This is a genomic window from Pseudoalteromonas sp. MM1 (assembly GCF_030296835.1).
Lineage (GTDB): Bacteria > Pseudomonadota > Gammaproteobacteria > Enterobacterales > Alteromonadaceae > Pseudoalteromonas.
This window is the reverse complement of the sequence record NZ_AP027922.1, coordinates 2,507,524-2,520,567: the sequence shown is the minus strand read 5'-3', so window position 1 is coordinate 2,520,567 and position 13,044 is coordinate 2,507,524. Positions and strand designations below refer to the sequence as shown.

Below are 13,044 nucleotides of genomic sequence, written 5' to 3'. Positions count from 1 at the left end.
CTAGCCCTTATGGGGCCTAGGCTTAAGAAAAATATAATCATGTGAGCATTAAAAGTTTGCTCTAAAATTTTCAAAAAAGTGATGTTAGTTTAAAAAACAATCGCTCTTGATAATAACAATGAAAGAGGATGATATTGTGAATAAATCTCAATTAATCGATCAAATCGCAGCTGACGCTGACATTTCTAAAGCGGCTGCAGGTCGTGCACTAGATTCATTCATCGAGTCTGTATCTGGCGCGCTTAAAGATGGCGATTCAGTTGCACTTGTAGGTTTTGGTACTTTCTCAGTACGCGAGCGTGCTGCTCGTTCAGGCCGTAACCCACAAACTGGTGAAACTATCCAAATTGCTGCGGCAAATATTCCTTCTTTCAAAGCCGGTAAAGCGCTGAAAGACGCAGTAAACTAATCACTGTTTAAATACAGATTAGTTATGGCGAGTGTGTATAAACTTAATTATTCTAATCGATGAATTAAGTAACTTCACCGCCAGTTACTTCAAGTGAAAAAGCGTATCTGGTAAGATACGCTTTTTTTACATATGACAAGGTAAAATACCTTGATCAATAAGAGATAAACAAATGCTTGAGAAAATCAGAGAGGGCTCACAGGGTCCTGTAGCCAAAATAATTTTAGGCGCGGTGATTTTATCTTTTGCCTTAGCAGGGATCGGTAGTTACTTAGGTCAAACCCCAGAACAACCCGTTGCTGAAGTAAATGGAATTAAAATTAGCCAAACCGAATTTAATCGCGCTTACCAAAACGAACGTAGCCGTTTAGAGCAACAATTTGGTGAATACTTTGCACAAATTAGTGCAGATCCAAATTATATGGCGCAAATTCGTCAAGGTGTAATTGACCGCTTAGTACAACAAGAATTGCAATCACAATTAGCGGCAGATTTAGGCCTTCGCGTAAGCGACGACAGCATACGTAAAACAATTTTAGAACTACCGTACTTTCAAATTGGTGAAAAATTTAATAACGACCGTTACCTACAAGTAATTCGTCAAATGAACTTTCAACCAGATGCTTTTCGTGAGTACTTACGTAAAGATATGACACGCAGCCAGTTAGTGTCTGCTGTTGCGGGTACTGAGTTTGCACTTGAAAACGAACTTAAACGCGCTGCAGCTCTGCAGCAGCAAACGCGTAGCATAGACTACCTTGTGTTAAGCAAAGAAGCGCTGCAAGCAAACGTAGACGTATCAGAGCAAGAAATTACTGATTACTATGAGCTAAACGCATCACAATTTTTATCGCCAGAGCGTGTATCTGTTGATTACATTGAGCTTAAAGCACAAGATATCACCGTTGAGTCGGTAACAGAAGATGACGTAAAAGCGTATTATGAGCAAAATAAAGCACAGTACATTGAGCCTGAAAAACGCCGTGTATCGCACATTTTAATTGATAACAGCGAAGATGATGATGCTGCGCTTGAAAAAGCTAACGCGTTACACGAGCAGTTAGAGCAAGGTGCTGATTTTGCACAGCTTGCAGAGTCATCATCTGATGATGTTGTGAGTGGCGAAATGGGCGGCGACTTAGAGTGGATTGAGCGCGATGTAATGGACCCAGCTTTTGAAGATGCTGCATTTGCGCTTCAAAACAAAGGTGATATTTCAGAGGTTGTAGCATCAGAGTTTGGTTATCACATTATTAAACTTACTGACTTACAGCCAGAGCAAGTGAAAGCGTATGACGACGTAAAAGCCGACCTACGTGCAGAGCTTGAGCAAACTGAAAAAGTGGATGCGTTTTACGAAAAGCAAACAGAAATGGGTGCCTTAGCATTTGAGATTTCTGACCGTTTAGACGATGCTGCAGAAGTGGCAGACGTTGAAGTTAAAACCACGCCACTTGTTGCACGTAATGCATTGCCAGAGCCACTTAATACACCTGCGGTAATTGCTCAGTTATTCTCGGTAGAATTACTTGAAGATAAAGTAAACTCAGAAGTGATTGAGCTAGGTGATGAGCACGTTATTGTAGTACGTGTAAATAAATATGAGCCATCTGCAACTAAACCACTTGCGCAAGTGAGTGAGCAAATTAAAACACGTTTAGTTAATGAAAAAGCATCTACACTTGCTAAAGAAAAAGCACGTGAGTTATTTGCGCAAGTTCAAGCAGGTAAAACATTAAGTGATGTGGCCAGTGAGCAAAACCTAACGGTACGCGAAGAAGCGAGCTTAACGCGTCAAAGCTACACGGTTTCGCCAGCTATTGTAACGCAAGCGTTTAAAATGCCGCGTCCAACTGATGCTCCAAGCACTGATGTGGTAGATTTAAACAATGGTGATGCGGCAATTGTTGCACTTAAATCGGTAAGCGATGCGCAGCTAAGCGCAAATATCGACCCGCAAGTACAACAAAACATTACTATTGCGCAAGCTAACAAAAACTACTTTGCATTTATTGAGTCGTTAAAGGCTAAAGCTGAGCTAAACCTACCGGTGGCTGAGCAAGCAGCAGAATAACAGCTACTAAATACTAAAAAAGGCGCGTTACTTTACAAGTAACGCGCCTTTTTTTATAACCTCAATGTGCCCAATAAGTGATTAGGCAATTTGGTTATGGTTATAAGCTTAGTATTAACAGCAAATCAAACGCTGGGTGACTTTTGATTGCGGATTTTGAAACACCTCTTCGGTACGTCCATATTCAACTACTTCACCTTTTTCAAGTACCACTAGCTGATCGCTAATATGGCGCACTAAACTTAAATGGTGCGTTATAAGTACATAAGTGAGGCCGGTTTCTTTTTGCAGCTTAAGTAATAAGTTAACTGTTTGCGCACGAACAGATGGGTCTAAAGCCGATAGAGCTTCATCAAGCACCACCACTTTAGGGTCTAAAATAAGCGCCCGCGCCAACGCTACACGCTGTAACTGACCTACACTAAACATGTGAGGGTAATAATCTTGATGATCAACTAGCAACCCCACTTTAGACAGCGTGGCATCTATTTTTTCTTGGCGAGCCAGTTGATCTGAGTCGGTATTATACTGCAAGCAATCATCTAGCATATCTCCTATAGTGAGACCCGGATTGAGCGAGGCAGCGGAGTCTTGAAATATCATGCGGATATGTCGACATTGATCATCGCGCACGCCATCATCTTCAATAATGTTACTTTCTAATAAAATTTGCCCACTGTCGGCGCTATCGGCCCCAGCGAGTAATTTAGCGAGCGTACTTTTACCCGCACCGGTTTCACCTATTACAGCGATTGTTTCGCCTTTGCCAACACAAAATGAAATATCTTTAAGTACGTCAAATTTTTTGCGGCTAAATAAACCAGCACGTATGTTAAAGGTTTTACAAAGCGCTTGTACTTTTAATACCGGTTGCATTACTTCATCTCCTTAACAAGCGGAAAATGACACGCATAACTGTGCCCATGGTGCTTTGTAAGCGCAGGGGTAATAACACATTCTTTTTGTGCTTGTGGGCAGCGTGGGCCTAATCGGCAACCTATAGGTAAATGTTGCAAAGTTGGGATAGTGCCTTTAAGTGCATAAAAGGGTTCTTTGTGTGCTAAGCCTTGCTCATAATTAGGTAAGCTTTTTAATAACGCTTGCGTGTAAGGGTGGCGAGGCTGGCGAAAAATACGTTGCGTTGGGCCGGCTTCAACCATTTGCCCACAATATAAAACATGAATACCGTGCGACCAGTCAGCAATTTCTTCAAGCTCATGAGAGATCATCAAAATAGACATGTTTTTTAATTGATTTAAGCTTTTTAGCAACCTAAATACCTGTGCGCGGGTGGTGCTCTCAAGCGCTGTGGTAGGTTCATCAGCAATAAGAAGTTTAGGGGTGCGGGCAATGGCCATGGCAATCATTACTTTTTGACACACGCCTTCTGAGAGCTCGTGTGGGTAACTATCAAGCACAGCGTCGTGATTTTTAATCCCCACTTTATGAATAAGCGCTTTTACGCGGTCTTTACGCTCTCTATTGCGCTTTAAAAAAAAGCCCTTAGTGGATATTTCAGGCAATGTTTCAGCTATTTGATCAAATATTTTTGCGGTCGGATCAAGGCATCGGCTAGGATCTTGGTAAATCATCGCAATATCTTGGCTAACTGTTTTTCTGCGTTGCTCTGGGCTTAAACGCATTAAATCAACACCGCGCCAATGCATTCTATCGGCTGTTATATTCCAGCGTTCGTTAAGTACCCCAACGATGGCCTTGGCTATTAAGCTTTTACCTGAGCCCGATTCGCCCACCAAGCCATGTACTTCGCCTTCTTTTAAGCTAAAGCTGACTCTGTCTACAGCCCGAATAACCGTTTCAGAGGTACGTAGCTCTATGGTTAAATTTCTAACGTCGAGTAATTGCATCTAATCAGCCTTACGTGCTTTAAGCACTTTTCGTAGGCCATCACCTACTAAATTGGTAGACAATACAGCTAAAAATAATAATACACCCGGTAGTGCAACGGTCCAAGGTGCTAAATATATAAGGCCCAAGTTCTCAGCTAATATGGCGCCCCATTCCGTCGTAGGGGGCTGTGCACCAAGTTTTAAAAAGCCTAAGGCGGCAATATCTAAAATAGCAGTAGAAAGTGCGGTGGTAAAAATAACCACAATGTGCTCATAAATATTAGGAAAAATACCCCGCGACAAAATATGCCAGTTAGAGGCACCATCAAGCCTAAAGGCGGTAATGTAATCTTTACTTAGCTCATCCACAATTAAATTACGAATAGAATGAATAAATTGTGGCAATAACGCCAATATTATAGCCCACACTGTATTCATTAAGCCTGGGCCAAGTACGGCAATAATAATAATCGCCAATAGCAAAGACGGAATAGAGAGCGTGATATCAAGCAAGTGATTTAAAAAGCTAGAGCGAAGGCCGCGACTAATACCGGCAAAAGTGCCTACAAGCACACCTATGATGGTGGTAATAAATGCAGCCACTACCGATAAACCAAACGTGTAAGTGGCGCCGTTCATTAGGCGTGAAAGTACATCGCGTCCTAAGTCATCGGTGCCTAAAATAAAGCGCACATCGCCCATTTCTCGCCATGATGGCGGTATAAGTAATGCATCGCTATGTTGTTGGTTAACCCCATACGGGGCTAAAAAGGGTGCACTGGCGGCCAATAACGCAAACGCCATAAAAATCCATAATCCAACCAAGGCGGGGTGATTGTTTTTAAATTTGCGCCAAAAACGCGCCAGCGGCGATTTATTCGACTCTTCAGAAAATAACTTAAACTTTACCATGTGCCTGATTCCGCGAAATTGGGTCGAACAAAGTATATGTAAGCTCAGCAACAATAGTGGCAATAATAACAAACATAGACACCGCCATTAAACCGCCTTGAATAGCAGGGTAGTCTCGTTGGTAAATACTATCGATTAGCCAACGGCCAATACCAGGCCAAGAAAAAATAACTTCGGTTATCATGGCAAGTGTAATTAGCGTACTAAATTGCAGGCCTATTTGTTTTATTACCGGCAATAGCGCATTGCGCAGCGCATGATGCATGATTAATTGGCGTCGATTAAGGCCTTTTGCCCTGGCTGTTTTGATAAAGCTTTGATCCATTACTTTAAGCATAGAGTCACGGGTAAAGCGCACTAAAACAGTGGTAGGAAACATGGCAAGTACTATGGTTGGCAGTGTTAAGTGATGCAGTGCATCTATAAATGCTTCACCTTTGTACGGGAAGCCTGCGAGCATAATATCAATTAATATAAACCCGGTATTAGGCGGTATTTCAAAGAGTAACCCCATTCTGCCCGACATAGGAAACCAACCCAGCTTGAGCGAAAAAATCATAATAAGTAACAGTGCTAACCAAAAAACCGGAATAGAGTAACCAATCATGGTAGTAGAGCTAATTAATTTATCTGGCCAACGGCGTGTATACGCTGAGGCCAAAATGCCCGCGGGTACGCCCACCACAACCGATACAATAAGTGCATAAACACACAATTCTAAAGTTGCTGGAATTAAATCTAAAATGTGTTGAAAAACGTTGTCTCCTGAGGCAAACGATAACCCCCAATCACCTTGGAATATACGTCCTAAAAACGCCAAATATTGCATAACGTAATTGCTGTCATACATGTATTTTTCTTCAAGCTCACTGTGCTGAGAAAAATTACCGCTAGGGATACCACTTAGGTTACTAAGCGGATCGCCTGGAAACAAATAGCTAAGCGAAAAGGTAAAAATGCTCAGCATTAAAATCATGAATAAAAATAAGCCAAGGCGGCGTAATATATAATCAAGTATCATTATTTCTTCCTCGCATTTGCGAGTGAAATAGCCCCAAATGGGCCAAGGGTTATCCCTTCTACATCGGCACTATTTGCTTGAAAACGCATGCCATGAGCAATCGGTACTAAAGGGAGCTGCTCTACAATCAGCGCTTGAACCTGATCATAATACTGTTTGCGCAGGCTTAAATCGGTGGTGTCGAGTGCTTGGGTAAGCAATAAGTCAAACTGTGGGTTACACCAATTTGCTGGGTTTTTACCGCTAAACGTGGCAGTACAGCTTAGTAGTGGGCTAAAAAAGTTATCTGGGTCGGGGGTATCGGCAGCCCATCCAAGTAATACACTATCGTGGCGGTGTTCACCTATACGCTGAATAAAAGTATTCCACTCGTACTCTACAATACTTACGTTAACCCCAATTTTGCGTAAATCGCTTTGCATCAGCTCTGCCATTTTACGTGCATTAGGGTTATAAATTCGACTCACCGGCATGGCCCAAATGGTCATATCAAAGCCATTAGGTAATCCCGCTTCTATGAGCAGCTTTTTAGCCAGTTCTGGGTCAAAAACAGGCATATTTTCTTGTGGTTCAAAGCCCCACGAGGTTGGCGGTAAAATAGATTGCGCGCGTATCCCATTACCGTAATAAACGGCTTGCATTATTTTGTCTATATCAATTGCATGCGCGAGGGCTCTGCGTACTCTTATGTCGTCAAATGGGGCACGCTCTGTATTAAAAGCCCAATAACCAATATTTAAATTGGTTTCTTTTTCAACGTTTATATCGTCTCGTTGCGCTAAAATACTTAGCTGTGCGCTACTTGGGTGCGCGGTTACATCGCACTCTTTAGTCAGCATTTTTGCAATACGTGTAGTGCCGTTTGTCGTAATGTCGTAAACCAACTGTTCAAGGGCAACATCGTGCTTCCAATAAAGGGGATTGCGGTAAAAGCGCACTAAGTGATCGCGTCGGTACTCTTTGTAAATGTAGGGGCCTGTGCCAATAGGGTACTGGTCAAATAAATTAGTTTGATCTCGCGCTTTTAATTGCATGGCGTATTCTTGCGACAGTACTACAGCAAAGTCGGTGGCCATGTTGGTTAAAAAACTGCTCTCTGGATGAAATAGTTCAAAGCGCACCTGATAGTCAGACACGCGGACAATTTTACGAATAAGCTGATCGAGCCCCACACTTTGAAAATACGGGTAGTTTGCATCGCCTACAAAATGATACGGATTGTATACGTCAAATAATCGGCTAAAGGTAAAAATAACATCATCAGCGTTAAAATCGCGAGTAGGGGTAAAGTAAGAGGTAGAATGAAATTTTACGCCTTTACGCAGTGTAAAGGTGACCGACTTTCCATCGTTGCTAATTTTCCAATCGGTTGCCAGCTCACTTTTAAAATCTGCAGTAACAGGGTCAATACTAATTAAACGGTCAAATAACTGATTAGCAATAATATCAATAGTTGAGCCGGTGGTTGTTACTTGCGGATTAAACGACACAGGGTTCGCTTCGGCGCAATAAACGAGGCCTTGGTTTTTTTCTTCTATTATTTCTTCTTTACTATCAAAGCAGCCGGTTAAGGTGCTGGCTAGTAAAACAAGTAGTATTTTATGCACTCGCATAACCTCTAACTATTTATCTTCTAATAAATTGTATTTTTTAAGATAACCACGTAATTGATGATACGTTAAACCGAGTACTTCTGCAGTTTTCTTTTGATTAAATTGGCTATGCTCAAGGGCTTTATTAATCATATTTATTTCAAATTCGTTAGAGCGCTCTTTTAAGCTACACGGAAACTCAATTGGGGCGCTAAGCTCGTTACTAAGCTCGCTAACAGGTGCGGCTAGTGGTGTAGGCTCAGCTGGGGCAAGCGGTGTGGCAATTGGGGCTTTAATACGTGCTTTGGGTCTAAAGCGGCTTTCAAATGGGTCTAAAATAATCTGGTGAACGGGAATATGTTCATTACCATGGCGATACAAACTCCGCTCAACTACATTTTTAAGTTCGCGTATATTACCTGGCCAGTCGTAATTTAGCAGGGCGTCGGTAGCGCTGCGGGTAAAACCGCTAAACAATTCCCACTCTAAATCGCGTGCCATATTCATCGCAAATTGCTCAGCGAGTAGCATAATATCGTCTTGACGCTCTCGCAGTGGTGGCAGGGTAATTACATCAAAGGCTAAGCGGTCAAGTAAGTCACTTCTAAATTCTCCTTGCTCAGCAAGGTGGGGTAAATCTTCGTTGGTTGCACACACTAATCGCGTATCTACCTTTACGGTGTGTTTACCGCCCACACGCTCAAATTCTCCGTACTCTATAACACGCAGAAGCTTTTCTTGTACCATGGCTGATGTATTAGCCAGCTCATCTAAAAATAGGGTACCGCTGTTAGCGCGTTCAAAGCGACCTTCGTGGCGTTTACTTGCTCCGGTAAAAGCACCGCTTTCATGACCAAATAATTCGCTTTCGAGGAGGTTTTCGTTAAGGGCTGCACAGTTAAGCTTTACGTAGTTTTGATCCCAACGTTTTGATAAAAAGTGCAAACGGGCGGCTATAAGCTCTTTACCAGTTCCTCGCTCACCAATAATAAGCACTGGCTTATCTAAATTAGCTAACTGCGATACCTGATCAAGTACAGCTAAAAAGCTATCAGATTGGCCGAGTAAATTATCCTGTTGGCGATATTGGCTCATTTTTCCTAACTCTTGGTCATTTTTGCTAACAGTTAGTGTATTTCATAATCAGGGATAACTAAAGGAATTTGTATATTTAGTTTAACTTAATGAAAATAAAGTGTATTTTAGATTTTAAAAAGTTGGCAAGCATATTGATACTAGTTACAGCAGACCAACTAAGTTTATATTACAGAGGTAAATGTTATGGGAATTTTTTCACGTTTTGCAGACATTGTTAATTCTAATATCAATGCCATTTTAGATAAAGCAGAAGACCCAGAAAAAATGGTTCGTCTTATTATCCAAGAGATGGAAGACACATTGGTAGAGGTACGCTCTACGTCAGCTAAAACACTGGCTGAGAAAAAAGAATTAGTACGTCGTGTAGATACACTAAAAGCACAAGTGAGCGATTGGCAAGATAAAGCTGAGCTTGCACTAAGTAAAGATCGCGACGATTTAGCGCGTTCAGCGTTGCTTGAAAAGCAAAAATCAGCAGAAGCAGTCGCAGCAGTAGAGTCTGAGCTTGAGCATGTAGAGTCTCACATTGAGAAACTTCAGCAAGAAGTCACTACACTACAAGAAAAGCTAGCTGATGCTAAAGCACGTCAAAAGGCCATTATTTTACGTCAACGTTCGGCTGAGTCGCGCCTTGAAGTGAAAAAAGCACTTGATAGCTCTAAAGTTGAAGACGCACTTAATCGCTTTGAGCGCTACGAAACTAAAATTGATGGACTAGAATCTCAAATAGAGTCTTACGATTTAGGTAAAAAGTCGCTTGCAGATGAAATTGCCGACTTGCAAAAAAATGAAAAGATAGATGATGAGCTTGCTGAACTTAAAAAGAAGCTAGCTGATAAATAACTTATAAAGGGGCACTTAAAGTGCCCCACTGCTTAAAACATCGAATACGGATTGTCAGGAGAGGATTATGTTTGATCCAGAGATACTAATTGCACCTTTTATCTTGTTCATGATTTTTGTTGCGCCACTGTGGTTAATTTTACACTACCGTAGCAAAAAACAAGTGAGCCAAGGGTTAAGTGAGCATGAACATCGTCAGTTATTGGAACTTGCCCACAAAGCCGAAAAAATGGCTGATAGAGTAGAAACCCTTGAAGCATTGCTTGATCAAGAGTCACCACAATGGAGACGCAAAGTATGAGTGCCAAACGCGAATTATTAAGAGACCCACAGCGCGGTAAAATAGCCGGTGTATGTGCGGGATTAAGTGACTACTTTAATATGGAGTTATGGTTAGTTCGCATTATTTTTGTTAGTGCGGTACTGCTAACGGGTGGCCCATTATTTGTGGTAGCGTATATTGCAGCGTGGTTTATTTTAGATAAAAAAGACCCCACTACTATGCATACTAGTAGCTCAACTAAAACTGATGATCCGCTAGAAGTTAAATTTAAAGTTTGGCAAAAAGGCGAGCCACCGCGCCGCGCATTGCAAGACTTAAAAGAGCGTTTAACGCGAATAGACACGCGCCTTCAAGATATGGAGCGCCATGTTACTTCAAGCGAGTTTACGGTTAGCCGTGAAATCAACAAACTTTAAAGGATTTAATAGCACTTTGTTCGGTGATTAACAGCATCAATGAAGTGCTAGCCCATTATGAGTAGCACTTCATTTGCCAAAAAAACCTTTAAAAGTATTAAAGGTTCAGCCCAAAAAGCCCTTCATCGCAGTTTAGATCAACACGTTAAATTGGCCGTAACCGGCCTAAGTGGTAGTGGTAAAACCGCGTTTATTACTGCACTGGTTAAACACCTTACAACACAAAGTGATGACAAAAACTTACCGTTTTTTGATGTAATGCGAGAGCACCGCCATATAGCCACTAAAGTGGTGCCGCAAGAGGCGTTAAAAGTCCCTACCTTTGACTACTCGCGAGCGCTTAATGCCTTGCTCCCAGCTGATGGGGTGCCTACATGGCCTGCATCAACCGAGCGCATTAATACCCTGCGTTTAGCGATTAAATACCAAAGCGCATCAGGGTTACGTGGGCATTTTTCACCGCAATCTACATTGTATCTAGACATTATTGACTACCCAGGCGAATGGCTACTTGATTTACCTATGCTTGAGCAAAGCTATAGCCAGTGGTGCGAGCAACAATTCCCGCTTTTATTACAGCACCCGCGTGTGGGCACCTCTACTGAATTTTTAAACGCGCTTGAACAGCTTGATTTAAATGCCCCCGTAGATGAAGGCTTGCTTGCACATATTGCTACACTTTATCAAAGTATGTTGGTGGGCCTTAAAAAAGACACCAAGCTTGCCATGTTACAACCTGGACGTATGCTAATGCCTGGCGACCTACAAGGTGCACCCCTTTTGTTGTTTTTTCCGGTTAATGCGCAGCATATAAAAAGCGATGAGATAGTGCCAGGCTCTAACTTAGCGCATTTAATTAAGCGCTTTAACGCCTATGTAAAAGAGGTGGTTAAACCATTTTATAATGAGCACTTTAAACACTTTGACCGCCAAATTGTGTTGGTAGATGTACTGAGCGCTTTAAACGAAGGCCACGAAACACTTCAAGAGCAAAGTAGTGTAATAAACCAGTTACTTGCACATTTTAATTACGGCGAGTCGGGCTTTTTTAAGCGCTTATTTAAACCTAATATCGATAAAATACTGTTTGCTGCCAATAAGTCAGATCATATAAGTGCCAAGCATCATAAAGACTTAGCACTACTACTTGATTCACTCGTGCATGAGCAAAGCAATCATCTAAAATTTGACGGTGTACAAATAGAAACCATGGCAATGTCGTCAATTGCTGCAACGCAACCGCGCCAAGTTGCTGACAAAGGGCAAACGCTAGATTGCATTTATGGCAAACCACTTAACGAGCAAGACTGGCTAACTTACTTACCGCCACAGCCACCTAAGCGCATGCTTAATAAAAATGAGTGGCCAGCGCAGGGCTTTGAGTTTTTATCGTTTGCACCTATGCCAAACCCCGACAAACAACTTAAGCATATTCGCCTTGATCATGTGATGCAGTACCTGCTAGGAGACAAATTATCATGAACGACACACAGCAAACATTTCAAGCGGGTAGGCGTATTAATACCCAAGCTGATGAGCAGGTTGAGCCTAAACTTGCCCCTGCAAAAATAATTACCCAAGGTCAAAGTGACTCTATTGAAGAGCCTGAAGATGAACTTATTGAAGGTGAAATAGACTTAGAGCCGGTATATAAAAAATCTAAATGGCAAACACTTAAAGGGGTGTTTGCTATAAGTTTTTTAGTATTAGTGCTACTAGAATTCGCGTATTCGTTAGTGTTTGCGTTCCAGCAGTCGGTAATTTTAGGCGGCGTATATTTAACAGCCGTGGTAAGTGGTGTGTTATTAATTGGCCGCATGCTTTGGCGCGAATATAGAATGCTGCGCAGTTTAAAGCGTAATCAGTTACACCGCCATGAAGCCGACAGACTCTTAAATAGTGAGCAAGTAGGCGGTGCATTACCGTGGCTTGAAAAATTAAATAAGCACCAGCAGCTCGACAACTTCGAAGCGTTTAAAAACCAAGTGGCTAGCCACCACAGCGATAAAGAAATAATGACTCTTTACGCAAATAGCTTACTTATAACGCAAGACACGCAAGCTAAAAAGCTTATAAACCGCTTTGCGACAGAGTCAGCATTGCTCGTTGCCCTAAGCCCGCTTGCGCTGGTGGATATGATGGCAGTGCTTTGGCGCGGCACTAAGTTAATTGAGCAAATAGGTAAAATTTATGGCATTGGTTTTGGTTACGCAAGCCGCATTAAGCTCTACCGTATGCTTATAAAACAAGTGATGTTTGTAGGCAGTACTGAGCTTGTATCTGATTTAGCAGCAACAGCACTTAGTGCTGAGCTTTTAGGCAAGCTTTCGGGGCGTGCAGCACAAGGTGTAAGCGCCGGTATTTTTACAGCACGTATTGGCTACAAAGCAATGGAGCTTAGCCGCCCATTACCAAGGCTTGAAAACAAACGCAGCTTGTTAAAAGGTACAGTGCAAAGTATTACCAGTAAAATTATAAAACGAGGAAAAACAGAGCCTACACAATAGCATGGAAATATTTGTGTACAGCTAAGCGGGTAAACTTTG

13 protein-coding genes are annotated in these 13,044 nt (G+C 42.0%); 7 read left to right on the top strand and 6 right to left on the bottom strand.

From position 1 onward, the window contains the following. Positions 1-109 precede the first annotated feature (109 nt). Both QUE46_RS11490 and QUE46_RS11485 read left to right on the top strand, forming a co-directional pair. Complete coding sequence (locus QUE46_RS11490; protein WP_286247754.1) at positions 110-409, top strand: HU family DNA-binding protein; 300 nt, start codon at positions 110-112, stop codon at positions 407-409. 172 nt (positions 410-581) lie between these two features. Further along, positions 582-2,483 (top strand): SurA N-terminal domain-containing protein, encoded by a 1,902-nt coding sequence (locus QUE46_RS11485; RefSeq protein ID WP_286244879.1) that lies wholly within the window; start codon positions 582-584, stop codon positions 2,481-2,483. A 114-nt stretch (positions 2,484-2,597) separates the two neighbouring features. On the opposite strand, the gene QUE46_RS11480 is transcribed toward QUE46_RS11485, so the two are convergent. From QUE46_RS11480 to pspF, 6 genes are read right to left on the bottom strand one after another with little or no spacing between them, the layout of a single operon-like run. After that, complete coding sequence (locus tag QUE46_RS11480; protein WP_286244878.1) at positions 2,598-3,359, bottom strand: ATP-binding cassette domain-containing protein; 762 nt, start codon at positions 3,357-3,359, stop codon at positions 2,598-2,600. Then, the gene (locus QUE46_RS11475; protein WP_286244877.1) at positions 3,359-4,351 is read right to left on the bottom strand and encodes an oligopeptide/dipeptide ABC transporter ATP-binding protein; all 993 of its coding nucleotides are present in this window, start codon (positions 4,349-4,351) and stop codon (positions 3,359-3,361) included. Before QUE46_RS11475 ends, QUE46_RS11480 begins: the two co-directional genes overlap by 1 nt. Beyond that, on the bottom strand, positions 4,352-5,245 hold the full coding sequence (locus tag QUE46_RS11470; RefSeq protein WP_024033801.1) for an ABC transporter permease subunit: 894 nt from the start codon (positions 5,243-5,245) through the stop codon (positions 4,352-4,354). Then, positions 5,232-6,266 (bottom strand): ABC transporter permease subunit, encoded by a 1,035-nt coding sequence (locus QUE46_RS11465; RefSeq protein WP_286244876.1) that lies wholly within the window; start codon positions 6,264-6,266, stop codon positions 5,232-5,234. The genes QUE46_RS11470 and QUE46_RS11465 overlap by 14 nt, the downstream gene beginning before the upstream one ends. Beyond that, on the bottom strand, positions 6,266-7,873 hold the full coding sequence (locus QUE46_RS11460; protein WP_286244875.1) for an ABC transporter substrate-binding protein: 1,608 nt from the start codon (positions 7,871-7,873) through the stop codon (positions 6,266-6,268). Before QUE46_RS11460 ends, QUE46_RS11465 begins: the two co-directional genes overlap by 1 nt. A gap of 15 nt (positions 7,874-7,888) precedes the next feature. Continuing rightward, entirely contained in the window at positions 7,889-8,953 is a 1,065-nt protein-coding gene (gene pspF, locus QUE46_RS11455) for a phage shock protein operon transcriptional activator (protein ID WP_286244874.1), read from the bottom strand. Positions 8,954-9,139: 186 nt separating this feature from the next. Here pspF and pspA point away from each other — a divergent pair, with 186 nt between their 5' ends. The 5 genes from pspA (at position 9,140) to QUE46_RS11430 (ending at position 13,005) form a co-directional block, all read left to right on the top strand. Then, positions 9,140-9,799, top strand: a complete 660-nt coding sequence (gene pspA, locus QUE46_RS11450; protein WP_004586906.1) for a phage shock protein PspA — start codon at positions 9,140-9,142, stop codon at positions 9,797-9,799. 67 nt (positions 9,800-9,866) lie between these two features. Beyond that, positions 9,867-10,100 carry an envelope stress response membrane protein PspB gene (pspB, locus tag QUE46_RS11445; RefSeq protein ID WP_004586907.1) on the top strand — a complete coding sequence of 78 codons (234 nt, stop codon included), beginning with the start codon at positions 9,867-9,869 and terminating at the stop codon, positions 10,098-10,100. Next, on the top strand, positions 10,097-10,498 hold the full coding sequence (pspC, locus tag QUE46_RS11440) for an envelope stress response membrane protein PspC (protein ID WP_286244873.1): 402 nt from the start codon (positions 10,097-10,099) through the stop codon (positions 10,496-10,498). The genes pspB and pspC overlap by 4 nt, the downstream gene beginning before the upstream one ends. A 57-nt stretch (positions 10,499-10,555) precedes the next feature. Next, the gene (locus tag QUE46_RS11435) at positions 10,556-11,980 is read left to right on the top strand and encodes a YcjX family protein (RefSeq protein ID WP_286244872.1); all 1,425 of its coding nucleotides are present in this window, start codon (positions 10,556-10,558) and stop codon (positions 11,978-11,980) included. Further along, entirely contained in the window at positions 11,977-13,005 is a 1,029-nt protein-coding gene (locus tag QUE46_RS11430; RefSeq protein ID WP_286244871.1) for a TIGR01620 family protein, read from the top strand. The genes QUE46_RS11435 and QUE46_RS11430 overlap by 4 nt, the downstream gene beginning before the upstream one ends. Positions 13,006-13,044: the final 39 nt, after the last annotated feature.